This is a genomic window from Novosphingobium sp. (assembly GCF_041905565.1).
Classification (GTDB): domain Bacteria; phylum Pseudomonadota; class Alphaproteobacteria; order Sphingomonadales; family Sphingomonadaceae; genus Novosphingobium.
This window is the reverse complement of the sequence record NZ_JAYRKX010000012.1, coordinates 63,653-87,904: the sequence shown is the minus strand read 5'-3', so window position 1 is coordinate 87,904 and position 24,252 is coordinate 63,653. Positions and strand designations below refer to the sequence as shown.

The 24,252-nt window shown below is 66.2% G+C and carries 23 protein-coding genes; 15 read left to right on the top strand and 8 right to left on the bottom strand.

What is annotated here, in order from left to right; all coding sequences use genetic code 11:
* Positions 1 to 114 precede the first annotated feature (114 nt).
* The 3 genes from ACE3N9_RS11075 (at position 115) to ACE3N9_RS11065 (ending at position 5,143) form a co-directional block, all read left to right on the top strand.
* The gene (locus tag ACE3N9_RS11075) at positions 115 to 2,619 is read left to right on the top strand and encodes a TonB-dependent receptor (protein ID WP_374283777.1); all 2,505 of its coding nucleotides are present in this window, start codon (positions 115 to 117) and stop codon (positions 2,617 to 2,619) included.
* Between the two features lie 116 nt (positions 2,620 to 2,735).
* Complete coding sequence (locus ACE3N9_RS11070) at positions 2,736 to 4,223, top strand: carotenoid oxygenase family protein (RefSeq protein WP_374283775.1); 1,488 nt, start codon at positions 2,736 to 2,738, stop codon at positions 4,221 to 4,223.
* Positions 4,220 to 5,143 (top strand): SDR family oxidoreductase, encoded by a 924-nt coding sequence (locus ACE3N9_RS11065; protein ID WP_374283774.1) that lies wholly within the window; start codon positions 4,220 to 4,222, stop codon positions 5,141 to 5,143. The genes ACE3N9_RS11070 and ACE3N9_RS11065 overlap by 4 nt, the downstream gene beginning before the upstream one ends.
* Here ACE3N9_RS11065 and ACE3N9_RS11060 read toward each other — a convergent pair.
* Positions 5,140 to 5,553, bottom strand: a complete 414-nt coding sequence (locus ACE3N9_RS11060; protein WP_374283773.1) for a MarR family winged helix-turn-helix transcriptional regulator — start codon at positions 5,551 to 5,553, stop codon at positions 5,140 to 5,142. The genes ACE3N9_RS11065 and ACE3N9_RS11060 overlap by 4 nt on opposite strands.
* Before the next feature lie 87 nt (positions 5,554 to 5,640).
* Here ACE3N9_RS11060 and ACE3N9_RS11055 point away from each other — a divergent pair, with 87 nt between their 5' ends.
* Complete coding sequence (locus tag ACE3N9_RS11055; protein WP_374283771.1) at positions 5,641 to 6,483, top strand: p-hydroxycinnamoyl CoA hydratase/lyase; 843 nt, start codon at positions 5,641 to 5,643, stop codon at positions 6,481 to 6,483.
* Between the two features lie 135 nt (positions 6,484 to 6,618).
* Entirely contained in the window at positions 6,619 to 7,413 is a 795-nt protein-coding gene (locus tag ACE3N9_RS11050) for a CmcJ/NvfI family oxidoreductase (protein WP_374283770.1), read from the top strand.
* A 1-nt stretch (position 7,414) separates the two neighbouring features.
* On the opposite strand, the gene ACE3N9_RS11045 is transcribed toward ACE3N9_RS11050, so the two are convergent.
* Both ACE3N9_RS11045 and ACE3N9_RS11040 read right to left on the bottom strand, forming a co-directional pair.
* Positions 7,415 to 8,284 carry a dienelactone hydrolase family protein gene (locus ACE3N9_RS11045; RefSeq protein ID WP_374283768.1) on the bottom strand — a complete coding sequence of 290 codons (870 nt, stop codon included), beginning with the start codon at positions 8,282 to 8,284 and terminating at the stop codon, positions 7,415 to 7,417.
* A gap of 55 nt (positions 8,285 to 8,339) precedes the next feature.
* A complete protein-coding gene (locus ACE3N9_RS11040; RefSeq protein ID WP_374283767.1) occupies positions 8,340 to 9,257 on the bottom strand; it encodes an SDR family oxidoreductase in 918 nt (305 codons plus the stop codon).
* Positions 9,258 to 9,312: 55 nt separating this feature from the next.
* Between ACE3N9_RS11040 and ACE3N9_RS11035 the strand changes: the two genes are divergently transcribed.
* Entirely contained in the window at positions 9,313 to 10,047 is a 735-nt protein-coding gene (locus ACE3N9_RS11035) for a nuclear transport factor 2 family protein (RefSeq protein ID WP_374283766.1), read from the top strand.
* A gap of 28 nt (positions 10,048 to 10,075) precedes the next feature.
* On the opposite strand, the gene ACE3N9_RS11030 is transcribed toward ACE3N9_RS11035, so the two are convergent.
* Complete coding sequence (locus tag ACE3N9_RS11030) at positions 10,076 to 10,570, bottom strand: MarR family winged helix-turn-helix transcriptional regulator (protein WP_374283765.1); 495 nt, start codon at positions 10,568 to 10,570, stop codon at positions 10,076 to 10,078.
* Positions 10,571 to 10,775: 205 nt separating this feature from the next.
* Between ACE3N9_RS11030 and ACE3N9_RS11025 the strand changes: the two genes are divergently transcribed.
* The 3 genes from ACE3N9_RS11025 to ACE3N9_RS11015 all read left to right on the top strand — a co-directional run bounded on the left by ACE3N9_RS11025 (position 10,776) and on the right by ACE3N9_RS11015 (position 15,604).
* Positions 10,776 to 13,100, top strand: coding sequence for a TonB-dependent receptor (locus tag ACE3N9_RS11025; RefSeq protein ID WP_374283764.1), 2,325 nt, complete (start codon positions 10,776 to 10,778; stop codon positions 13,098 to 13,100).
* A 180-nt stretch (positions 13,101 to 13,280) separates the two neighbouring features.
* On the top strand, positions 13,281 to 14,750 hold the full coding sequence (locus tag ACE3N9_RS11020; RefSeq protein ID WP_374283763.1) for an aldehyde dehydrogenase: 1,470 nt from the start codon (positions 13,281 to 13,283) through the stop codon (positions 14,748 to 14,750).
* Positions 14,751 to 14,767: 17 nt separating this feature from the next.
* Positions 14,768 to 15,604: an SDR family oxidoreductase gene (locus ACE3N9_RS11015; RefSeq protein ID WP_374283762.1), complete on the top strand. Its 837-nt coding sequence runs from the start codon at positions 14,768 to 14,770 to the stop codon at positions 15,602 to 15,604.
* 113 nt (positions 15,605 to 15,717) lie between these two features.
* Here the strand turns inward: ACE3N9_RS11015 and ACE3N9_RS11010 are convergent, their stop codons facing one another.
* From ACE3N9_RS11010 to ACE3N9_RS11000, 3 genes are read right to left on the bottom strand one after another with little or no spacing between them, the layout of a single operon-like run.
* Complete coding sequence (locus ACE3N9_RS11010; protein WP_374283761.1) at positions 15,718 to 16,458, bottom strand: SDR family oxidoreductase; 741 nt, start codon at positions 16,456 to 16,458, stop codon at positions 15,718 to 15,720.
* Positions 16,458 to 16,904: a nuclear transport factor 2 family protein gene (locus tag ACE3N9_RS11005; RefSeq protein ID WP_374283760.1), complete on the bottom strand. Its 447-nt coding sequence runs from the start codon at positions 16,902 to 16,904 to the stop codon at positions 16,458 to 16,460. Before ACE3N9_RS11005 ends, ACE3N9_RS11010 begins: the two co-directional genes overlap by 1 nt.
* A gap of 15 nt (positions 16,905 to 16,919) precedes the next feature.
* On the bottom strand, positions 16,920 to 17,309 hold the full coding sequence (locus tag ACE3N9_RS11000) for an ester cyclase (RefSeq protein ID WP_374283759.1): 390 nt from the start codon (positions 17,307 to 17,309) through the stop codon (positions 16,920 to 16,922).
* 82 nt (positions 17,310 to 17,391) lie between these two features.
* Between ACE3N9_RS11000 and ACE3N9_RS10995 the strand changes: the two genes are divergently transcribed.
* From ACE3N9_RS10995 to ACE3N9_RS10970, 6 genes are all read left to right on the top strand, one after another.
* Positions 17,392 to 18,249 (top strand): hypothetical protein, encoded by an 858-nt coding sequence (locus ACE3N9_RS10995; RefSeq protein WP_374283758.1) that lies wholly within the window; start codon positions 17,392 to 17,394, stop codon positions 18,247 to 18,249.
* Positions 18,246 to 20,432 carry a PQQ-dependent dehydrogenase, methanol/ethanol family gene (locus ACE3N9_RS10990; protein WP_374283757.1) on the top strand — a complete coding sequence of 729 codons (2,187 nt, stop codon included), beginning with the start codon at positions 18,246 to 18,248 and terminating at the stop codon, positions 20,430 to 20,432. The genes ACE3N9_RS10995 and ACE3N9_RS10990 overlap by 4 nt, the downstream gene beginning before the upstream one ends.
* Positions 20,433 to 20,443: 11 nt before the next feature.
* Entirely contained in the window at positions 20,444 to 20,938 is a 495-nt protein-coding gene (locus ACE3N9_RS10985; RefSeq protein WP_374283756.1) for a DUF3237 domain-containing protein, read from the top strand.
* Positions 20,939 to 21,009: 71 nt separating this feature from the next.
* Positions 21,010 to 22,587: an FAD-binding oxidoreductase gene (locus ACE3N9_RS10980; RefSeq protein WP_374283755.1), complete on the top strand. Its 1,578-nt coding sequence runs from the start codon at positions 21,010 to 21,012 to the stop codon at positions 22,585 to 22,587.
* Positions 22,584 to 23,006 (top strand): cytochrome c, encoded by a 423-nt coding sequence (locus tag ACE3N9_RS10975; protein ID WP_374283754.1) that lies wholly within the window; start codon positions 22,584 to 22,586, stop codon positions 23,004 to 23,006. Before ACE3N9_RS10980 ends, ACE3N9_RS10975 begins: the two co-directional genes overlap by 4 nt.
* The gene (locus tag ACE3N9_RS10970) at positions 23,003 to 23,365 is read left to right on the top strand and encodes a hypothetical protein (RefSeq protein ID WP_374283753.1); all 363 of its coding nucleotides are present in this window, start codon (positions 23,003 to 23,005) and stop codon (positions 23,363 to 23,365) included. Before ACE3N9_RS10975 ends, ACE3N9_RS10970 begins: the two co-directional genes overlap by 4 nt.
* On the opposite strand, the gene ACE3N9_RS10965 is transcribed toward ACE3N9_RS10970, so the two are convergent.
* Positions 23,366 to 24,211 carry a class I SAM-dependent methyltransferase gene (locus tag ACE3N9_RS10965; RefSeq protein ID WP_374283752.1) on the bottom strand — a complete coding sequence of 282 codons (846 nt, stop codon included), beginning with the start codon at positions 24,209 to 24,211 and terminating at the stop codon, positions 23,366 to 23,368.
* Between the last annotated feature and the right edge of the window lie 41 nt (positions 24,212 to 24,252).

The following is a 24,252-nucleotide window of genomic DNA, read 5'->3' as shown; positions in this document are numbered from 1 at the left end:
GGGCGCCAAAATCTACACGCGGCGCAATTCACCCCTTTGAATTTTTCACATCTGTGATATTCAGTAGGTAAGGCTTACAATCAAGCCGGCCTTACCAGAGGGAGGATGAAGGCAATGACCAAGCTTCGTCATGCGGCGATGTTCAGCGCGTCAGCGCTGGCTTTCGCCATGATCGCGGCCCCCGCCGCCGCGCAGGAATCGAACGAATCGGACAAGGTCGGCAACCCGGAAATCGTGGTCACCGCCCAGTTCCGCGAACAGAAGCTGCAGGATACCCCGCTGGCGATTTCGGCGGTCAATTCCGAAATGCTCGAAGCGCGCAGCCAGACCAGCGTCGAGCAGGTCGCCGCGCAGGCCCCCAACGTCACCCTGACCCCGCAGGGCCAGCAGAACGGTTCGGGCCTGATCGCCTTCATCCGCGGCGTCGGGCAGACCGACTTCAACTTCGCGCTGGAACCGGGCGTCGGCATCTATGTCGACGATGTCTACATCCCGACGCTCACCGGCTCGCTGCTCGACCTGATGGACCTTGACCGGGTCGAAGTGCTGCGCGGGCCGCAGGGCACGCTGTCGGGCCGCAACGCCATCGGCGGCGCGATCAAGCTGTTTTCGACCAAGCCCAAGGGCAATGGCAAGGGTTCGCTCCAGGTCGCCTACGGTTCGTACAACCGCGTCGAAGTGCGCGGCTATGCTGACATGGCGCTGGCCGACAACCTGTTCATGCGCGTGGCCGGCGTGTCGAAGAGCCGCGATGGCCACGTCAAGCGGCTGGACTATGGCCTGACCCATCCGGGTTCGGGCGTGAAGCCGATGGGCGCGGGCAGCAACCCGCTGCTCGGCACGCTGGGCGGCCAGTCCTATTCCGCCGGCAAGCTGTCGATGCGCTGGGTGCCGACCGAAACCGTCGAAGTGAACGTATCGGGCGACTATACCCGCGACCGTTCGGAAGCGGGCGCCTCGGTGCTGCTCTACTACAACAACCCCTCGGTCAATTCGAACGGCCAGCCCTGGCTGCCCAGCTCGATCGATGGCAGCGCGATCCGCGGCAACTGCGCCTTCGTGCCGTACGGGGTGAACTCGTGCGACACGCTGACTGGCTACGACCGCAAGTTCGTCAGCTACGCCACCTTCCTTGACCAGACCCCGGCGACCACCCAGTCGCCGTTCAAGCCGGTCGCGTTCGATCCGCACCAGTGGCTCGATAACTATGGCGTTTCGGGCACGATCGACATCGACCTGTCGGACAGCCTGCAGCTCAAGTCGATCACCGCCTGGCGCCACTACAAGTCGGACTGGGCGCAGGACGTCGACAACTCGCCGATCACCAACCAGCAGCTGCGCCAGACCCTGGTCAACGACCAGTGGAGCCAGGAACTGCGCCTGAACGGCAAGGTCGGCGATCTGCTCGACTTCACCCTGGGCGGGTTCTACTTCAAGCGTGACGGGACGCTGACCGCGCGGGTCGACCTGAACTATGCCGGGATCGACTTCATCCACGGGCCCGATCCGACGCCGGCATCGAACAAGGCGCTGTTCGCCAACTTCATGCTGCACCCGGTTGAGAACTTCAACATCACCGCGGGCCTGCGCCATTCGTGGGACAGCAAGGACTACACCTTCTTCCGCCGCAATCCGGACATGACCGTGCCGGGCGTCTGCGCCTTCTTCCTCGGCGCGCCGACCGCCGGCCCGACCGGGATCGGCAATGCTCCGAACTGCCTGCTGGTGGGCCTGAACAACGTGTCGGCCAGCTTCGATTCGAAGCGCTTCGACTGGCGCGTGGCGGCGGACTATCGCTTCAGCCCCGAAGTGATGGCCTATGCCCAGGTCGCCACCGGCTACCGCGCGGGCGGGGTCAACCCGCGGCCGTTCTTCGGCCCGTCCAGCCCCAACAACCAGATCAAGACCTTCGCGCCGGAAACGCTGATTTCCTATGAAGCCGGGATCAAGACCGACCTGTTCGACCGCCGCATGCGGCTGAACATTTCGGCCTTCCTGAACGACTACAAGGACATCATCCTGACGCTGTCGGCCTGCCCGATTTCGCCCTGCCTCCAGCCGAACAACATCGGCAAGGCCAAGGTGAAGGGCTTCGAAGTCGAAACCCTGATTAAGCCGGTCGAGAACTTCACTCTCGACGGCGCGCTCAGCTACATCGACTTCCAGTACAAGTCGTTCAACCCGGGCAACGGTTCGCTGGGTGCGCTGACTCTCAACATGGTCACGCCCTACACGCCGAAGTGGAAGTACAGCTTCGGGGCGCAGTACGACATTCCGGACGTGATGGGCGGCACCGTTTCGGCCCGCTTCGACGGTTCGTACCAGAGCCACGTCTATACCGAAGCGATCAACTACGACAGCGTCGCGGTTCCGGCGATCTCTGGCCCGCTGGCCACCTATTATGCCAGCAACCGGATCAACAGCTACTTCCTGGGCAATGCCCGCCTGACCTGGAAGCAGCAAAGCGAAAGCCCGCTGTCGGTCAGCGTCGAAGTGCAGAACCTGTTCAACAAGTACTACATGACCTCGCTCTACGAACAGTACGCCAGCCCGCGCACCGTCTCGGGCGCGCCGGGTATGCCGCGGACCTGGGCGGTGACGCTGAAAAAGGATTTCTGAACCACCGGATAACCCTGAACCTGGGGCCGCCGTCATCCAGACGGCGGCCCTTTTTTCTGGCTTGCGCCGCGCGCCGGAACGGCTAGAAAAAGGTAACAATAGTTAGGATGAGGACTATGGGCGCTTTTCCGCAAACCCCCTATTTCACCGGGCTGAACGAACCCGTCGGGCGCGAAGTGGCGCTGACCGGGCTGGAAGTGCATGGCACGATCCCGCCCGAGGTGCGCGGCAGCTTCTATCGCGCGGTGCCCGATCCGGCCTATCCCCCCAAGTTCGCCGACGATCACACCCTGTCGGGCGATGGCATGGTCAGCCGCCTGTCGTTTGGTGCCGATGGCAGCGTCGATTTCGCGATGAAGTTCGTCGAAACCGCGCGGCACAAGGCGGAAAAGGAACTGGGCCGGGCGCGCTTCGGCAAGTACCGCAACCCCTGGACCGACGATCCGGACGTGGCGGGCGTGGACCGCACGGTGGCCAACACGACCCCGGTGTGGCACGCCGGACGCCTGCTGATGGCCAAGGAGGATGGCCGCCCCTACCGCGTCGATCCGCTGACGCTGGAGACGATCGGCAGCTATGATTTCGGCGGCCTGCTCAAAAGCGAGACGATGACCGCCCACGTGCGGATCGACGCCGAAACCGGCGAACTGTTCTTCTATGGCTATGAAGCCGATGGTCAGGCCAGCACCAAGATTGCTTATTGCGTGGTCGGGGCGGACGGCGCGCTGAAAAGCGAACAGTGGTTCGACGCGCCTTACTGCGCGATGATGCACGATTTCACGATCAGCCAGAACTATGCGCTGTTCCCGATCTATCCGACCACGGCGGACATTGACCGGCTGAAGGCCGGGGGCGAGCACTGGCACCACCAGCCGGAACTGGAAAGCTGGCTGGGGGTAATGCCGCGCTATGGCGACGTGTCCGAGATCAAGTGGTTCAAGGGGCCCAAGGGCGTCCATTCGTACCACATGATGAACGCCTGGGAGGACAGCGAAGGCCTGCTGCACTTCGACGCCTGCCTCAATAGCACCAATGCCTTTGCCTTCATCCGCGAACCGTCGGGGATTTTCCTTCAGCCGCGGGAAATCAAGGGCGCGCTGACCCGCTGGACGGTCGACCCCCGCGGCCCTGCGGGCGAGGTCAAGGAAAGCGAGATCGGCCCGCCGGGCGACTTTCCGGTGATCCCGGCGGCGAAGCAGGGCCGTCCCTATGACTTCGGCTGGATGCTGACGATGAACCCCGATCTTAAGGGGCCGCCGCTGGCTGCCGGGCCGGTGGGGGTCGATTTCAACCTGCTGGTGCGGCTGGACGGGATGCAATCGGCCGCGCCGCAGGTGAGCCAGGCGCTGCCGCTGCCGCCGCTGGCGGGTTACAACGAGCCGGTCCACGTGCCATCGGCCACGCCGGGCCATGCCGGCTGGCTGATCATGATCGTGGATCAGCAGGTGGGCGACAACCAGTTCCACCACGAAGCCTGGATCCTGGATGGCGATGCGATTGCAGCGGGGCCGGTGGCGCGGATCGTCATCCCCACGCGGCTGCGCCCGCAGGTCCACGGCTGGTGGGTACCCCAGGCCCAGCTTGACGCCGCCACCACGCCGTGACGCGGATCGCGATTACCGGGGCGTCCGGCCAGTATGGCCGGATCGTCACCCAGGCGCTGATCGACCAGGGCCGCGCCCGTGACCTGATCCTGATGAGCCGCACGCCGGACAAGCTGGCCGACATGGCCGCGCGGGGCTGCGAGGTGCGCTATGGCGACTATGACCAGCCCGCCAGCATGGTCGAAGCCTTGGCAGGGGCGGAGCGGCTGCTGCTGATTTCCGGCACCCGCGTAGGCGCGCGGGTGGCGCAGCACCAGGCGGCGGTGGATGCGGCCAAGGCGGCCGGGGTGGGGCACGTGGTCTACACCAGCTTCATCGGCATCGACGATCCCGCCAACCCGGCCGAAGTGCGCCACGATCATATCGAGACTGAACGCCTGATCCGCGCCTCGGGCCTGAACTTCACCTTCCTGCGCGATGCCCACTATGCCGATGCGATGATCGTCATGGCCGGTCCCGGCGTGATGGCCAGCCGCCAGTGGATCAGCAATGCCGGCGCGGGGCGCGAAGCGATGGTCTGGCGCGAGGACTGCGCGCTGTGCGCCGTCGCCGTGCTGGCGGGCGAGGGCCATGGCGGCCAGACCTATGACATTACCGGGCCGGACCTGCAGAGCTTTGCCGAAGTGACCGCGCTGCTGGCCGAGGTGACCGGCGTGCCGCTGGACTACGTGCCGGTCAGCGACGAACAGCAATATGCGATGTTCGATGCGATGGGCATTCCGCGCCGCCCGGTCGATGATCAGTATGTGTCGGGCATTCCGTGGAACAGCGACGACATGGTCAGCTTTGGCCGGGCGATCCGTGAAGGGTTCCTGGAAATCCGCTCAGGCGACGTGCAGCGCCTGCTTGGCCGCCCGCCGCGTTCAGTACGGGCCATGATCGCGGAAAACGTCGAAATGCTGCGCGGTGCGGCGGCCTAGTCCCGCCACAACGCATCAAGCGCGGGCTTGAGGTGATCGCGGTGCGCGGGCGGTATTCGGGCAACCAGCCAGCTTTCGAACTGTTCGATCACGCGGCGCGCCTCGGCCAGCTTGACCTCACCCGCATCGGTCAGGTGCAGGCTGTGCGACTTGCCGTCGAGCGGGCGGCGGGTGATCAGCCCGGCATCGGTCAGCCGGCCCAGCAAGGGCACCATGTTGGCGCGCTGGATGTCGAGCATCCGGCCCAGCTGGCTGGCGGTCAGCGTTGGGTTGGCCCCGATCAGCAGCAGCGCCGAAACATCGGCATAGCGCAGGCCCAGCGGTTCCAGCCGACGCGAGAATTCCGCCATCATCGCCCCGGCCGCGCGGCGCAGGGCATATCCGGGCAGATCGAGCAGCGGATCGTTCATCGCCCCAGCCTAGCAATGGCTATTGTGCATAGCAATTCGTTTTGTTATAACTCATAACAACATTGCGACATCAGCAGAGGATCGACCATGAGCACCGAACGCGCCGAAGAAGATACCGTTGCCTTCACCGTCGAGGACGGCATCGCCTGGGTCAAATTCAACCGCCCGGAAAAGCGCAACTGCATGAGCCCCAAGCTCAACCGCCAGATGGGCCGGGTGATCGCCGAGCTGGAATTCCGCGAGGACGTCAAGGTGCTGGTCCTGACCGGCGAGGGCGAGGCCTGGTCGGCGGGCATGGACCTCAAGGAATACTTCCGCGAGACCGAGGAGCAGGGCCTGTGGGCAATCCGCAAGAGCCAGCGCGAAGCCTATGCGTGGTGGGAACGCCTGCGCTGGTATGAAAAGCCGACCATCGCCATGGTCAACGGCTGGTGCTTTGGCGGCGGCTATGGCCCGCTGTTCGCCTGCGACATCGCAATCGCGGCGGAAGACGCGCAGTTCGGCCTGTCGGAAATCAACTGGGGCATCCTGCCGGGCGGCGGCGCGAGCAAGGTCGTGGCCGACCTGATGCCGCTGCGCAAGGCGCTGTACCACGCGATGATGGGCGAAAACCTGACCGGCAAGCAGGCCGAAGCCCAGGGCCTGGTGACCGAGGCGGTACCGGCGGACCAGCTTCACGCCCGCGTGCTGGCAGTCGCCAATGCGCTGAAGGCCAAGGACAGCCACGCGCTGCGCGCCACCAAGTGGGCCGTGCGCCGGATGACCGAAATGACCTATGACAACGCCGAGGATTACCTGATCCGCGCGCAGGAAGCCCTGCACAACTTCGGCGGCGTCGAAGCCCGTCACGAAGCCACCCGCCAGTTCCTGGACGAAAAGAGCTTCAAGCCGGGCCTGGGAACTTTCGATACCAGCAAGATCAAGCGCTGAGCCAACTTTCGTCATTGCGAGGAGCGCAGCGACGAAGCAATCCAGATCGTCGAGCCCTGTCGCCCTGGTTTGCTTCGCTGCGCTCGCAATGACGATGACAAGGGAATAGGGGTGCCGCAGATCCGGGAGGCAGCAATGCGCGAGGCGCTGATCGCCTATGTCGAGCGGGATGGCTCCCGCCCCTATTACTATGCCAACGCGCACGAGAAGGACCGCGTGCCGGTGGCGCTGCACGCGATGCCGGTGCACGATGCCCGCGCGATCGACGCCCACGTGGACCGCGAGGGGTTCCAGCTGGTCCGCCACCGCAGCGCGATCACCGACTGGACCGACCGCGCGGCGCTGGAAGCGGTGCACCGCGATGAAGTGGCGGCGCTGATCAAGACCCTGACCGGCGCGGACGAGGTGCAGGTCACCAGCCCCGGCATCCTGCGCTTCAGCGAAAAGAGCGGCAAGGCCGGCAGCACCGACAATTCGCACCCGGCGCGCTTTGCCCATGTCGACATCAACGATGTGACCGCCGCCCAGTTTGCGCAGCGCGGGGCCGGGGAGCGGGCCTTCACCCGCTGCGCCGCCTACAACCTGTGGCGCGCACTCAGCCCGCCGCCGCAGGACGTGCCGCTGGCCTTCTGCGATGCGCGCAGCTTTACCGAGGCCGACCTGATCGTCGCGCAGGCGATCTTCGATCCCGTCGATGGCTCGCCCGAATGGTCGTTCGAAAGCTGGGTGGCGGCGCACAATCCCGCGCACCGCTGGTATTTCTACCCCGATCTCACTGCCGACGAGGCGGTGCTGTTCAAGACCAACGACAGCGATCCGGCCCGCGCCCACTGCGTGCCGCACGTCGCCTTCGACGATCCGCGCGCCCCCGCCGACGCGCCGCCGCGCATCAGCATCGAAATGCGCGCGACGGCCTATTGGTGGGCCTGAGCTAAAGCCCCTTGTACAGCGCCAGCAGCCGCGCCCAGGCGCGCTCGGCCTCGGCCTTGTCATAGATCGGGGCGTCGAGCGTGCACCAGCCGTGGTCGGCGGCGTAGACCTCGATCTCGGCCGGGCGGCCGGCAGCCTTGGCGGCTTCGCGCAGCACGTCCTTTTCGGCTGGCGCGCGGGTATCGTCGTTGCGGGCGATGGCGATGAGGTAGCTGGCCTTGGTTTCGGCCAGCAGCTTGTGCGGGCTGCCGGGCTGGTCGGTCACCAGTCCGCCGCCGTGGAACGAGGCCGCCGCCCTGATCCGGCCCGGCACGGCATAGGCCGCGCGCACGGTGTAGGGGCCGCCCATGCAATAGCCCTGGGTGCCGATCCCGCGCTTGCGGTCCACCGCCTTCTGCGCGTCCAGGAAGGCGACGCAGGCCTTGGCATCGCGCATCGTCCCTTCGGGGTTGATCGCGGCGATCATCGGCTTCAGCTTGGCCTGGCCTTCGGGGGTGCGCCATTCGGCGATCGAATTCAGGATCGGGGCCGGGCTGGAGCGGTAATAGTGGTTGAGCACCAAGACGGCATAGCCTTCGCCCGCCAGCCGCCGCGCCATCTGCTTGTAGGCATCGCGCAGCCCGGCAATGTCGGGCCACAGGATCACGCCGGGATGCTTGCCCCTGGCCGGGTGGACGAAGAAGCCGTCGGCTGTGCCGTCCTCGGTCTTGAAAGTGACCGTGGCTTCTTTCAGCGCCGGGCCGCCCTTGGCCAGCGCGGGGCCGGACGCGGCGAGCAGCGCGGCCGAACCCAGCGCGGCGAATTCACGGCGGTTGAGGCCGCTGCGGGCGAGGGCGGCTTCTTCCTGCTCGGCGGTAAAATCGTCACACATGCGGTGTCTCCGTGTTCTCCCCCAGTCGGGAAGATAGCGGGGCGCGCCCTCGCGTCTAGGTCAGATCGTTGATGCTGATCGCCTTGCCGGCCAGCGCGGCGCGGTTCGCCGCGCGGCGCAGGCGTTCCACTTCCAGCCGCTCGGGCGGGGCAGCCTCGTCGGGCAGGGCGGCAAGGCTGTCCGCGTAGATCGCCTCGAAGTCCTCGGCGAATTCGGGGTGGGTGAAGATCAGGCCAGCGCCGCGCGTCATGCCCGCGACGATCTTGGTGCCCGCCTCCAGCGGGTCCATCCCCGCCTCGAACGCGGTGCCGAACTGTTCCAGTTCCGCCCGGTTGACCTCGCCAAAGCCGCTTTGGGCAAATTCGGCCGGGCGGCGAAAGGCGCTGTCCCAGGCATTGGTGCGGATCAGCGCCGGGCAGACCAGCGAACAGCCGATGCCGTGGGGCACCAGATTGTAGCGCAGCGATTCGGTCAGGCCGCGCACCGCGAACTTGCTGGCGGTATAGATCCCCGCCTGCGGGCCGGACAGGTAGGCAGCCATGCTGGCGATGTTGACCACGTGACGCCGCCCGCTGGCCGCTTTCAGCCTGGGCAGGAAAGCGACCAGGCCGTTCGCCACACCGCCGAAATTGACCCCCATGATCCAGTCATAGTCGGCATGGCTGGCCTCGGCCGTATCGCCGAACACGCTGACCCCGGCGTTGTTGCACAGCACGTGCACCTCGCCGAACCGCGCCGTGACTTGTTCCGCCGCAGCGGCCCAGCCATCGCGGTCCAGCACGTCGAGCCTGATCCACAGCGGCTCCTCGCGGCCCTGCTCGGCAAACCAGCGGGCGGCCTGGGCGCGGTAGTCCTCGTTGCGGTAGGACAGCGCCAGGCGCATCCCCGCGTTGCTGAACGCCTGGGCGATCCCAAGCCCCAGTCCGGAAACCCCGCCACTGATGAAGGCCACCCGGCCCGACCATTCGCTCATCTGCTTTTTCCCTCTCGCCAAACGCTGCCATTTTGTTAGCATTGCATACAAATTAATGGGAGAGTCGAAAATGGCCGATGTCGAAGCCCGTCTTGCCGCGCTGGAAGCGCGGATCGATGAGCTGGAGGATCTCAACGCAATCCGCCGCCTGCAGAACGCCTATGGCTATTACATCGACTACAACCGGCCCGAGGAAGTGGCCGGCCTGTTCAGCCAGGACGGCGCGGTGGTGTTCCTGTCCGGCGAATACCGGGGCCACGAAGGGATCATGCGGCTTTACGGCACCTGGTTCCAGAACCTGTTCACCGGCGGCCGGCGCGGCCCGGTCAAGGGCCTGCTGCTCGACCATTTCCAGTTGCAGGACGTCATCACCATCGCGCCCGATCGCCAGACCGCCAAGGGCCGCTTCCGCGGCGTGCTGGCGGGCGGCTGGCACGATGCGATCAAGGATGCCCTGCCCGAAGGGATGCCGCAGCAGTTCTGGGAAGCGGGCATCTATGAGAACGACTTTGTGCGCGAAGACGGGGTGTGGAAGATCCGCCGGCTCAACTACATGATGCAGTGGCAGGCCGATTACGAAACCGGCTGGTCGCATACCGTGGCGCACCTGCAACCGGCGGTGCAGTGCTATCCCGAAAACCCGATCGGCCCGGACGTGATCCTGGCGGAAAGCGAATGGCGCCCGACCTGGCCCGATCGCCAGGAAGTCAGCATGAGCTTTGCCCACCCGGTGCTGGGCGCGGCTTTCGCAGTCGAGCATTTCCAGAAGATGCAGCGTACGTGGCCGTAGGGCCGGCTGGCCTGCTGCGCGCGCGGAGTTAGCCCAGCTTCACCCCGTCGTGGTGATCGCGGATCCACTGGGTCATGTTGCCGATCACCCGGTCGGCCAGCGCGGCGAAATCGCGGCGCTGGCGCGCGGTCAGCCCGCTGAGCAGGTCGGCGGCGACCTGCTGGGCGGCGGGCAGGGTGGCGGCATAGGCCGCTTCGCCCGCCGCGCTCAGCCGCACGGGCTTGCGCCGGCGGTTGTCGGGATCGAGCGCGTCCTCGATCCAGCCGCGTTCGCGCAGGGTCATCAGCGCGCGGCTGACGTTCATCGCCGGGACGCCCATGATCTCGACCAGGTCATGCCCGGCCAGCGCGCCTTCGCCGGCCAGCGCCATCAGCACTTTCAGTTCGATCTGGCTGATCCCCGATGGGTCGCAGACCCCTTCCTTCATCGGCGCGTTGATGAAGCTGCCCAGCTTGAGCAGGCGAATCAGCAATTCGAACGTGTCGTCCTGGCTGTCGGCGGAAGGGGCGGTGGGGGCATCCATGTGCCCAGCCTATCCGCCGGACCGCGCGGCGACGCAAGGGGCGAAACGCGGCGCTTTCGCCATGCTTCATAACAATCGTGACCTTTTTGCATCACCCGTCCGAAATATGCAGCGCCGTAACGGAAGGCTTGCCTTCGCGAATTTTGTATGTCTTACTCACTAAATCGAGGTGACCCTGCAGAGGTCAGCACAAGGAGAGGGAAGAATGGCCAAGCAATCCGGCATGACGGTTTTCTGGCGCACGGGCCTTGCGCTCGGCGCATCGGCGCTGGCGATGGGAATCGCCGCCCCGGTCATGGCGCAGGACAAGGCGAGCGACGAGGAAGGCGCCGGGCGCGAAATCGTCGTGACCGCGCAGTTCCGCGAACAGAAGCTCCAGGATACGCCGCTGTCGATCACCGCGGTCGATTCCGGCCTGCTGGAAAGCCGCAACCAGACCGATCTGTCGCAGATCGCCCGCCAGGCCCCGAACGTGACGCTCAACGGCATGGGCGGCGCCTATGGTTCCTCGCTCGGCGCCTCGATCCGCGGTGTCGGCCAGTTCGACTTCAACCCCGCCTATGAACCGGGCGTCGGCATGTACATCGACGATGTCTACTATGCCACGCTGACCGGCGGGATCTTCGACCTGCTTGACCTTGAACGCGTCGAAGTGCTGCGCGGTCCGCAGGGCACCAACACCGGCCGCAACGCCATCGGCGGTGCGATCAAGCTGTTCTCGAAGAAGCCGACCGACGAAAACTCGGGTACGGTCCAGGCCACCTATGGCTCGCGCCAGCGCTCCGAACTGCGCGCCAGCGGCAACTTCGTGCTGGCCAACGGCCTCTATGGCCGCGTTTCGGGCGTCTACAAGCACCAGAACGGCTATGTCGACCAGGTCGACTATGGCTGCGCCAAGCCGGGCAATCCCGAAGGCGTCAGCGCGCTGCCCAGCTCGGGTTCGGACTGCGTGATCTCGAAGTTCGGCGAAGTGAACTATTCGGGCGTGCGCGGTTCGCTGCGCTTCAACCCGAACGATGCGATCGATTATACCGTCGCGGCCGACTACACCTATGAAAACCGCACCAACGCGGCCGAAGTGGTGACCAGCTCGACCAAGGCCGGCACGGTCAACGCGATCTGCGGCAAGTTCTGCAACTATGCCAGCTTCTACCTGCCGGGCGGCGGCCAGGTGACCCAGGGCTATTTCATGCCCAACACCACCAAGTTCGATGGCTGGGGCGTGTCGGGCAACGGCACCTTCACCCTGTCGGACAGCCTCAACGTCCAGTCGATCACGGCCTATCGCCGCTATCGCCAGATCTGGGGCACCGACGATGACTATACCCCGTTCTCGAGCCTGGGCGCCGGCGGTTACAACGATCTCGACTTCTGGTTCTTCAGCCAGGAACTGCGCATCAACGGCAAGGTCGGCGATCTGGTCGACTGGACCCTGGGCGGCTTCTATTCCAAGCAGAAGTCGACCTACTTCACCCGCCAGGACATCCGCTACATCGCGCCGGGCCTGAACTTCCAGTTCATGGGTGACGATCCGGTCAAGGCGGACAGCAAGGCGGTGTTCGGCTCGGTCTTCGTCCGGCCGATGGAAGGCCTGACCCTGACCGGCGGCCTGCGCTATACCGACGAGCACAAGGACTACACCTTCAAGCGCAAGAACTTCGACGGTTCGAAGTCGATCTTCCTCGGCGCGCTGGACGGGGTGGTCGCCACCTATGACGGCAGCAAGTGGGACTGGCGCCTGTCGGCCGACTATCGCTTCTCGCCGCAGGTGCTGGCCTATGTCACTGCCGGCACCGGCTTCAAGGGCGGCGGCGTGACCGCGCGTCCGTTCGACGCCGCCCAGGCGCTGAACGGCTCGTTCGGTCCGGAAACCGTCACTGCCTACGAAGCCGGTCTCAAGACCGACCTGTTCGACCGCCGCCTGCGGCTGAACCTGTCGGCCTTCATCAACGACTACAAGGCGATCCAGCTGCCGCTGATCAGCTGCGCCTCGCTGGGTTCGAACGCCCCGTGCGGCGCCCGCCAGAACGCGGGTGACGGCAAGATCAAGGGCTTCGAACTCGAAATGTCGGCCACGCCGGTCGAAGGTCTCGATATCGACGCCTCGCTCAGCCATCTGACCGGCAACTGGTCGACCATCGACGCCCGCGTCGGCAACGCGATCCTGATCACCGATCCGATCGTTTCGCCCAACTGGAAGTACAGCTTCGGCATCCAGTACAAGGCGGACATGGGTTCGGCCGGCTCGATCACGCCGCGCTTCGACCTGGCCTACACCGGCAAGACCAGCGCCGGCCGCGTCGTCGCCGGTGGCCCGATCGACTACTTCCAGGCCTACACGCTCGGCAACGCGCGTCTGACCTGGCGCAACCAGGGCGAAGACCTGTCGATCAGCCTGGAAGTCCAGAACCTGTTCGACAAGTACTACACCCCGTTCCGCTTCGCGGCGGTGCAGTCCTTCTCGGGCACGATCTACTCGCAGGTCGGTCGTCCGCGCGAATGGGCGGTCACGGTCAAGAAGGAATTCTGATCGACAATCTGACAGGCGGTAAATCCGCCAACCAGGTGGGGGCGCCCCCGTTAGAACGGGGCGTAAGGGCGGTCGGCAACGGCCGCCCTTTTCCTGTGCCGTTTTCCTTTGCATGATAGGCGGCACGGCGATAGCTTCGCTAACAATTGTTACAATGTGTTCCAGTGGGAGAATGACCGGATGCTGCCCGAAGGCGTGAACCTCGCCCATCCCGACAAGCTGTACATCGGCGGCCAGTGGGTGCCCGCCCGCAGCGGCCGCATGCTGGAAATGGTGTCGCCCAACACCGAACAGGTGGTGGCCCGCTGCGCCGAAGCCGACGCGGCCGACATGGACGCCGCCGTGGCCGCCGCGCGCGCCGCGTTCGATCATGGCCCCTGGCCCAGCACCCCTCCGGTCGAGCGGATTGCCGCGTTCCGCCGCATGGTTGCCCACCTGGAAACCCGCGTGCCCGAAATCGCCCGCGCCTGGACCGCACAGATGGGCGGCCTGACCACTTTTGCCGGGCCGATGCACGGCGGCGCGGTGATGACGCTGGGGCAGATCGCGAACTATGCCGAAGCCTTCCAGTTCGTCGAACAGCGCGCCACCGTCGGCGCCGCAGTGGGGCTGGTGGTGCACGAACCGGTCGGCGTGGTCGCCGCAATCGCGCCGTGGAACGGGCCCTTCGCGATCATGGCCAACAAAGTCGCCTATGCGCTGCTGACCGGCTGCACGGTAATCATGAAGCCCAGCCCGGAAACCCCGCTCGAAGCCTATTTCATTGCCGAAGCCGCCGAAGCGGCGGGCCTGCCGCCGGGCGTGGTCAACCTGGTGCCCGGCCACCGCGAGGCGGCCGATCACCTCGTCTGCAATCACGGGGTCGACAAGGTCAGCTTCACCGGATCGACCCTGGCGGGCAAGCGCATCGCCCAGGTCTGCGGGGAGCGGATCGCGCGCTACACCCTGGAACTCGGCGGCAAGAGCGCGGCGATCGTGCGCGACGATTTCCCGACCGAAGCAGCGGCAAAGCTGCTGACCGGCACGCTCAACACCCTGTCCGGGCAGGTCTGCGCCATGCTCAGCCGCGCAATCGTCCCGCGCCGCCGCCATGATGAACTGGCCGCCGCGATCAAGGCGGAAATGGCCAAGGTGGTGATCGGCCATTCCGACGATCCGGCCACCCAGCTTGGCCCGCTGGCGATGAAGCGCCAGCTGGAACGGGTGGAAATGTACATCGCGGAAGGCAAGCAGACCGCCGATCTGGTCTGCGGCGGCGGGCGGCCCAGCCATCTCAACCAGGGCTACTTCATCGAGCCGACATTGTTCGCCAATGTCGATAACACCAGCCGCATCGCGCAGGAGGAGATTTTCGGCCCGGTGCTGTGCCTGATCCCCTGCGAGGATGAGGAAGACGCGATCCGCATCGCCAATGAAAGCAATTACGGTCTCAACGGTTCGGTGCTGACCCAGGATCCGCAGGCCGCCTATGCCATTGGCCGCCGCATCCGCACCGGCGGGTTCGGGCAGAACGGCCTGCGCATGGACTTCGGCTTGCCGTTCGGAGGGTTCAAGCAGAGCGGTGTGGGCCGCGAGGGTGGACCTGAAGGCCTGTGGGGCTATGTTGAAACCAAGACCATGCTGCTCGACGGGATGCCGGCAGCGCTCTGATTGGGAAGGACAAGTGCATGACTGACCACGTGGCCGGCAAGTCGATCGTCATCACCGGGGCGGGCGGGGGCTTTGGCAGCCTGGTCGCCCGCAAGGCCGCGGCGCGCGGGGCAAAGGTGACGCTGGGCGACATCAACCTTGATGCCGCCGAAGCGGTCGCCGCCGAAATCCGCGCGAGCGGCGGGCAGGCCCAGGCGGTGCAGGTGGACGTCACCCGGCTCGATCAGGTCAAGGCCTTGGTCCGTGCCGCGCTCGATGCGTTCGGCGGGGTCGACGTGATGGTCAACAACGCCGGGATCATGCCGCTGGCGTTCTTTTCGGATCACGAAGCCGCCTATGGCGCGTGGGAACGCTGCATCGACATCAACATCAAGGGCGTGCTCAACGGCATGATCGCCGCGCACGATCCGATGATCGCGGCGGGGCGCGGCCAGGTGGTCAACGTCAGCTCGATCTACGGCAATTTCCCGGTGACCGGCGCGGCAGTTTACGGCGCGAGCAAGAGCGCGGTGAACTTCCTGTCGGAAAGTTTCCGGGTGGAAACGCGCGGCAAGATCAAGGTCACTATCGTCAAGCCGACCGGGGTTCCCGCCACCGGCCTGTCGGGCACGGTGATCAACCCGGCGGCCGGGATCGGCATCGTCGGCCAGAACATGCCCGAATTCGGCGCGATGATCGCCGGGATGCAGGACGGCACCTTCCCCGCCGAACGGCTCGACCCCGCGAACATCGACTATGCCAGCCTGGCGCCCGAACACATCGCGGATGCGATCATGCACGTGATCGATCAGCCGTGGGGCGTCTCGATCGGCGACATCACCGTGCGCGGGGCCGGGGACCACTTCATCTTGTAGGCGTTTCGCATCCACCGCACGTCACCCCGGATCAAGCCCGGGGTGACGGGCGGTGGAAAGTTGGGCGGCTCTGCCCAGGCCAGTCCTGTCACCACGCGCAGAACGCGCAAAGCTCAACCCAGCTCCACGCAGCCGCCGTCGACGTAGAGGTCGACGCCGTTGATGAAGCTCGCTTCCTGGCTGGCGAGGAACAGCACCGCCTGGGCGATCTCCTCGCTCGTCCCCATGCGGCCGATCGGGACCACGCCGGACAGCATGGCCCGCACGCCGGCGATCTCGTCGGCGCTGGCGCCGCGTTTGAAGATTTCGGTGTCGGTCGGGCCGGGGCTGATCAGGTTGACGCGGATCCGGCGCGGCAGCAGTTCCTTGGCGAGGATCCGGGCCATGGCGCGCAGCCCCGCCTTGGCCGCGGCATAGGCGACATTGCCCGGCACCGCCGCGACCGAGCCGATCGAGCCGGTGACGACAATCGCCCCGCCATCGCGCAGCAAGGGCAAGGCGGCCTGCACGGCAAAGAACGCGCCGCGCAGGTTGACGCTGTGGATTTCGTCCCAGAACGCCTCGGTCACGTCCTCTACGGGCGCAAAGCCGCCGACCCCGGCGTTGACGAACAATACGTCGATCCCGCCCAGCTCGCGCTCGATCTCGGCCATGGCGGCGCGGCTTTGTCCAGGCACGCCCATGTCGCTGGCAATGCCGAGCGCGTCCAGTTCCTGCGCGGCGGCGGCCAGGGTCTCGCGGTTGCGCCCGGTCAGCGCCAGCTTGGCCCCTTCGGCCCGGAACATCCGCGCCGCCGCCAGGCCGATCCCGGCATTGCCGCCCAGGATCGCCACGCATTTGCCGTCGAAGCGCATCAGAACATCCCGTTCGAATTGGCGGCCTTTTCCGGCACCGGCTGGACCACGTCCCAATGCTCCATCACCCGGCAGCCTTTCACGCGCAGGATATCGACCACGGCGACGCCCCGGTCGCTTTCGCTGAACCGCCCCCATGAATGGACCGCGACGAGATTGCCATCGGCGATCACCCGCTTGATTTCATAGCGGATCGCCGGGTTGGCCTTGAAGAACGGCTCAAGGAAACCGATCGCCGCGTCCCGTCCGGTCGCGGCCATCGGGTTGTGCTGGATATAGCTCTGATCGACCCAGGTTTCGAACGCGCCGCGTACGTCTTTCTGGACGTAGAACTGGGTCATGAACCTGGTCACGACCTGCTTGGGCGTCAGCTTGCAGGCTGCGGCCATGGCGGGCTGGGGCAGCAGCGCGGCGGCAGCGAGGGCAGCAATCAGGGGCAGGCGCATCGGGTTTCCTCCCTTTCAGAACATCGGCAGCGGGTTGACGGGATCGGCGGGCACATCCTGCAGCACGTCCCAGTGTTCGACGATCCGGCCGCCCGCGACGCGGAAGATGTCGACCACGGCCATGCCGGGATCACCCGCGTGGCGGATCACGTGGTGATGGACCACGACATGATCGCCATCGACAAAGGCGCGTTTCAGGTTGTGGGTGGCATCGGGCGACTGGACCTTCACGAAGTCGAGGAAGTCCTTGAGCGCCTGCACCCCGGGCGCGGCGAGCGAGGAATGCTGGAGATAGTCGGGCGCGATGTAGTCATCCACCCGCGCGCTATCCATCGGCATCAGCACGTCGCGGTACATCGCCAGCACCAGGTCGAGGTTGGCCTGCTCCTGCGCCGTGCGGGTCATCCCATTCTCCCTCTTGTCTTTATAACAATTGGTAAGATATGCCTGAAGCCGCAAAGGGCGTAAAGCCCGCTGGGGAGAGCAGATGGACCGGGCACAACTTTACGGCGTCCTCGACGATTACCTCGCCGCGCTGCAAGCGCGCGATCCCCGCCGTATAAGCTGGGCGGACGGCGCGAAAACCAGCGAAAACAACGTCGAACTCGAAGTGGGCGACGGCCTGTGGGGCACGATCGACCGGCTGGGGGACTATGACCTGCGCTTTGCCGATACCCGCACGGGCCAGGTCGGCTTCTTTGGCGTGACGCACGAGCACAACGAGGAATCGGCCTTTGCCCTGCGGCTGAAAGTGGCAGCGGACGGCGCGATTGCCGAAGCGGAAAGCATCCTCGTGCGCCAGTCCGACAGCGGAATCAAGTTCCTCAACCCGCGCTACTGGGACAAGGCCGTAATGAACTCGCTGGCCGAAGTGTCGACGCCCAGGGACGAGATGATCGCGCTGGCCGACGGCTATTTCAGCACGCTGCAACAGAATGACGGGACGATCCGCACGAAGTTCCACCCGGAATGCGACCGGGTGGAAAACGGTGTGCAGACCACCCGCAACCCCGAATTCGCCTATGTCGTGCCGGTCGCCGCGCTGGGCTGCGAGGAGCAGTTCCGCATGGGCAACTACCGCTATGACGACCGGCTGCGCGGCCGCCGTTTCCCGCTGGTCGACGAGGAACGCGGGATCGTCATGGCCTTCGGCTTCATCGACCATTGCGGGCGGATCAAGGAATACCAGCTGACCGACGGGCGCACGGTGCAAAGCCCGGTGCGTTATCCGCACAGCTTCTACCTGGCCGAACTGTTCCGGATCGACGACGGTATGATCCGCCAGATCGAGGCCAATTTCATCACTGTGCCCTATCACATGAAAAGCTGCTGGGACGGGCAATGATCCGCCGCCTGTCCCTCATCGCCGCGCTGCTGCTGGCCGCCTGCGGCCCGCGCGAAGTTGCCCCGCCGCAGCAGGAAGTCGCGGCCGAGGAGTGGACCAACCCCGGCGGCGATGCCGGCAAGACCCGCCATTCCGCCCTGACCCAGATCACGCCCGATAACGTCGCGCGGCTGGGGCTGGCGTGGGAAGCAAAGCTCGGCACCAACCGCGTGCTGGAAGCGACCCCGGTGGTGACCGGCGGGGTGATGTATACCAGTGGCCCGGCGGGCAAGGTCTGGGCTTTCGATGCGGCCAGCGGCAAGCAGCTGTGGGCGTTCGAACCGCAGGTCGACATGCAGGTCAACCGCACGGTGTGCTGCGACATGGCCAATCGCGGCGTCGCGGTGGCGCAAGGGAAAGTCTACGTCGCCGCGCTCGATGGCTGGCTCTACGCGCTCGATGCGAAAAGCGGCGCGGTGGTGTGGAAGGCCGACACGATCGAGGACCGCACGCGCGGCGGCAACAGCACCGGCGCGCCCGAAGTGGCGGGCGGCGTGGTGGTGATCGGCAACGGCGGCGCGGACTATGACGCGCGCGGCGATGTGTCCGCCTGGGACCTCGCCACCGGCAAGCTCAAGTGGCGGTTCCACGTGGTGCCGCGCGATCCGGCGCTGGGGCCGCAGGACAATCCCGAGCTGGAAATGGCGGTCAAGACCTGGGACCCGCGCAGCCGCTGGGACATGGGCGCGGGCGGCGGGCCGTGGGATGCGATCAACTATGATCCCGAAACCGGCCTGGTGCTGGTCGGCACCGGCAATGGCGAGCCTTACAGCCTCGAAATCCGCTCGCCCAATGGCGGCAACAACCTGTTCGTCAGCTCGATCGTCGCGATCGATGCGCAGACCGGGCAGCTGAAGTGGCATTACCAGGAGAGCCCGCAGGACCAGTGGGATTACGATGCGACCGCGCCGATGATCCTGACCCGGCTGAAAGTCGACGGCGAGGAGCGCCCGGTGGTGCTCCACGCGCCCAAGAACGGGTTCCTCTATGTGATCGACCGGCGCGACGGGAAGCTGCTGCGCGCCAGCAAGCTGGTTCGGGTCAACTGGGCCAAGGGCGTCAACCTGGCCACCGGCGAGCCGGAGATCGACCGCGAAGCGGCCGATTTCAGCCGGGGGCCGAAGATCATCTTCCCCGCCACCCCGGGCGCGCGCAACTGGTTCCCGGCTAGTTACGATCCGGTCACCGGGCTCTACTTTGGCTCGGTCCAGGACATGGGCAACCTGATGTTCGTGCCGCCGGGGGAAAAGCCCTACAAGCCCAAGGGGCTGAACACCGCTGCCGCGCTGATCTTCACGCCCCAGTTGCAAGCCGCCATGGCTACCCTGCCGCCGCCAGTGCAAGCCCAGGTCAAGGCGCTGCCAGCCTGGCAAGAGGTGCTCAAGAACCCCGGCGGGACCGAGATGCGGGCGATCGATCCGCTGACCGGCAAGACGGTGTGGTCGGTGCCGATGCAGGGCTGGCAGGACCGGGGCGGGGTGCTGACCACGCGAACCGGGCTGCTGATCCACGGCACGCTGGCCGGGCAACTGGTGGTGCGCGAAGCGAAGACCGGCAAGGTGCTGAAAAGCATCGAAACCGGCAGCTCGATCCTCGCCGCGCCGATGACCTATTCGGTCAACGGGGTGCAATATGTCGCGGTGATGGCGGCCTGGGGCGGGGGTGGGTTTCCCTATGTCCCGCCCTATGCCGCCGCTTACCAGCGCGGCAATGCCGGGCGGCTGCTGGTGTTCAAGCTGGACGGCGGGGCAGTGCCGCTTCCGCCGCTGCTGCCCAAGCTGGAAGTCGCGCCCGAAGCGCCCGCGCAACTGCCCGGTGTTACCCCGGCGACCATTGCCCAGGGCCAGGCGCTGTTCTTTGGCAACTGCGCGATCTGCCATTCGAACCAGCACCGCTCGATCACGCCCGACCTGCGCCGGATGCAGCCTGGCACCCACGATGCCTTCCGCGCGATCCTGCTGGAAGGCGCGCTCGTGCCGAACGGCATGCCGCGCTGGGACGATGCGCTGAAACCGGCGGAGGTCGATGCGATCCACGCCTACCTGATTGACCTGCAGGGCAAGACCCGGCGCGACGAGTTGGTCAAGGTGAAAGCCGGCCTGCCGCTCGACGCGCCGAGCCTTGCGATCCTGTCGAACTACTGAGGATGCCGCCGATGATTTCCACCATGGACATGCCGAACCTCGAATTCGGCTTCGCGATCCGCCTGTGGTTTACCCGCACCAGCATTGTTCCCGACATCCCCAGTGGCGGCTGGCGCAGCGGGGTCTATGTCGACCGGGGCGAGATCGACGGGCCGAAGATGAAGGGCATTGCCGTGCCCGGATCGGGCGGCGACTATGCCCATTTCCGGCCCGACGACACCGCCGTGTTCGACGCCCGCTACATGCTCGAAACCGACGACGGCGTGACGATCTACATGCAGAACAAGGGCTACCTGTGGGGGCGCGAGCCGGACACCATGGGCAAGTTGCGCAAGTGGGCGTTCGAGGGCGGCGAGGTCGTGCCCCACGCCGAATACTACCTGCGTGCCCAGCCGACTTTCGAAGCGCCGCGCGGCAAGTACGAATGGCTGACCCGCCACGTCTGGATCGGCGTGGGCGAGCGCAAGCCCGATGGGAACTATGTGCGCTACTATTACCTGACGTGAGCCGTTGACGAGGCGCGCCATCCGTGCTTCCATCATAACAATTGTTATAAAAAGTGAAGGAGGGGGAGAGCGTGAAACTCGTCACACCGCCGCGCGTCAGCCCGCAGCAGTTCGATATGGCGATGCAGGCCATGGCCGGGGTTGTCGGCAAGGACTGGGTCATGGCGAGCGACGCCGACCGCGATGCCTATGCCGATGCCTATGCGCCGGGGCCGCAGGAGCAGTGGCCCGCCGGGGCCGCGGTCGCCCCTGCCTCGGTCGAGGAAGTCCAGGCGATCGTCCGCCTGGCGAACGAGCACAAGGTCCCGCTGTGGCCGGTCGCGCGCGGCAAGAACCTGGGCTACGGCACCGCCGCACCGCGCATGGCGGGCAGCGTGGTGCTCGACCTCGGGCGGATGAACAAGATCCTCGAGCTGGATGAGAAGCTCGCCTACTGCGTGGTCGAACCCGGCGTCGGGTTCTTCGACCTTTACGAGGAAATCCAGCGCAAGAAGCTGCCCCTGTGGATGAGCGTGCCGGGCAATGCCTGGGGCAGCGTGATCGGCAACGCGCTCGAACACGGCATCGGTTATACTCCTTACGGCCTCCACGCCCGCAACCTGTGCGGGATCGAGGCGGTGCTGCCCGATGGCGACGTGGTCCGCACCGGGATGGGCGCGATGAAGGACAACCCGGCCTGGCACCTCTTCCCGATGAGCTATGGCCCGACCTTCGACCTGGCCTTCACCCAGTCGAACCTGGGCGTGGTGACCAAGGCCGGGGTGTGGTTGCAGCCCGCGCCCGAAAGCAGCCTGGAACTGGTGTTCGACATTCCCGAAGCCGGCGATGTGGGCTGGGTGGTCGATACCATCGCCCCGCTCAAGATTTCGGGGCTGATCGACCAGAACGTGTTCATCCCCAGCTGGCTGGGCAAGATGGTGCTGAAGGGCCAGCGCAAGGACTTCTGGGACAAGCCGAGTGCGATCCCCGAATGGCGCGTGCAGGAGCTGCTGAAAGAGCACAAGCTGGGCTACTGGCAGGTCGCGCTGCGGCTCTATGGTGAAGAACCCGTGGTCAAGGCCAAGGCCGAGATCATCAAGGCAGCGATGGCCCGGAACCTGAAAGCGCCGCCGGTGGAAACCTGGTGGCACACCGGCGATCCGATCCACGCCTATGAAACCACCATGGGCATCCCCAGCGCCGTGCCGCTGCAGATGTCCGACTGGATCGGCGGGCGCGGCGCGCACATGGGCTTTTCGCCCGTGGTTCCGGCCACCGGCAAGCACGTGCAGGGGCAGATGGAGCTGAGCCGCAAGATCATCGACAGCTTCGATGTCGATTTCTACGCCAGCTTCACCATTGCCGGGCGCTTCGCCAACAACGTCAACATGCTGATGTTCGACCGCGATCAGCCGCAGCAGATCGAAACGATGAAGAAGCTGTTCAACGCGCTGATCGAGGAAACGGCCAAGGCCGGCTACGGTGAATACCGCACGCATCTGGGCTGGATGGACCGGGTGGCCGACACTTTCGATTTCAACAACAACGCGCTGCGCCGCTTCACTGAAAAGGTGAAGGATGCGCTCGATCCCAACGGGATCATCGCGCCGGGCAAGCAGGGGATCTGGCCCAGCGCCTACCGCGACCAGGCGAAGGAGGGCCGGGCATGAAGCGCGCGTTGACAATCGCCGCCCTGGCGCTGCTCGCCGCCTGTTCGCAGCAGGACCAGGCCCCGGCCGCCCCGGCCCAGGCCGGCAAGGGACCGCCCCCGCCGCCGCCCTACCAGATGCGGCCCGAGGCGCCGGGCGGCAACCGCCTCGCCGGGGGCGATGGCAAGACCCTGTTCGAAGTGCACTGCGGCTATTGCCACCTGACCGGAGGCATGGGCACCAACCTCTTGACCAAGCAGCGCATGATGGCCGGGGAACCGCCGGAAAAGGGCCTGCTCGCCAACCGCACCGACCTGACGGCGGACTACGTCAAGCAGGTGGTGCGCATGGGCAAGAACGCCATGCCGCCGCAGACCAGGGTTGACCTGACCGATGCCGAGCTGGACGCGGTCGCCAGCTATCTGGGAAAGGCCAAGTGAGCGGCGGCGTAACCCGGCGCGGCGTGCTGAAGGCCGGGGCCGTATCGGGCCTCGCCGTGGCCGTGCCGGTTGGCGCGGCGGCGCTGCGGGGCGCCGGGCTGGTGGTCTATGACGGCCGCCTGCCCGAATCGCTCGCCTTTGCCCGCACGGCGGGCGGGCAGGCGCTCGACCTGGCGCAGGAACACGGCCAGCGCTTTGCCACCCTGCGCGGCGGGCTGCCGCAAGGGCGCGGGATCGAAGGGCTGACCCGCTGGAGCGACTATGTCGCGCTGCGCCGCGAGCTTTACCGCCAGGGCTTTCGCGTCACCGCCGAACGGCGCAGCGCCGGCCTGATCCGCTGGTCGATGGCGGCGCGCTGATCAGCCGGGATTGCGGGCGGTAACGAACCAGCACGCCCCCGGCATCATCACCGATTCATCGCGCAGGTAGGGCGCCAGCACTTCGGCCAGCGCGGCGCGCGCGCGGTCCGGCACGTCCGGGCCGGCTGCGGCCAGCGCACCGCGCATTCCCATCGCATCCAGCACGAAGTCGATCGCCCCGTCGAGCCCCGCGCCGCTGCCGCCCAGCGCCTGGTCAGCACGGTGCGGCTGGAAGTCGACCTCGGCCCAGCCTGCCGCGCGGAGCATCGCGCCGGTGGCCTCGGCATCGCCGAAGCGGAACGGGCCCGGTCCCGCCGGGTCGCGCTGCGGCACGTCGACAAACTGGCCGATGGTCGCGCCGACCACGCCCAGCCACGGATTGTCCTGCGGCGGCGCCCAGCAGGCGAACACCGCCTGGCCGCCCGGCTTCAGCCAGCCGCGCATGTTGGTAAAAGCCGCCTCGCTGTCGGCAAAGAACATCACCCCGAAGCGCGAGGTCAGCCGGTCGAACGGCGCGCCCTCGGCCATGGCGGTCTGGCCATCGGCGCACTGGAAGGTGCAGTTGGCCAGCCCCGCCGCATCGCGCCGGGCATTGGCCAGCGCGATCAGCTGGGGGGCAATGTCGATCCCGGTCACCGCGCCGTCCGGCCCGAGGGCGCGGGCGATTTCCAGCGTGGTCAGCCCGCCGCCGCAGCCCACATCGACCACGCGCTCGCCCGGCCGGAAGGCGGCCTTGGCCAGCAGGGCCGCGCCGATCGGGCCGATCATCGATTCGAACTGGTCGATGTGGTTCAGCCAGCGGTCGCCAACTTCGCCGGCCCAGTCTTCCATCTCGATATCGCTCATGGTCCAGCTCCTCTCTGCCGACATGCTAATATGGTGCTTGA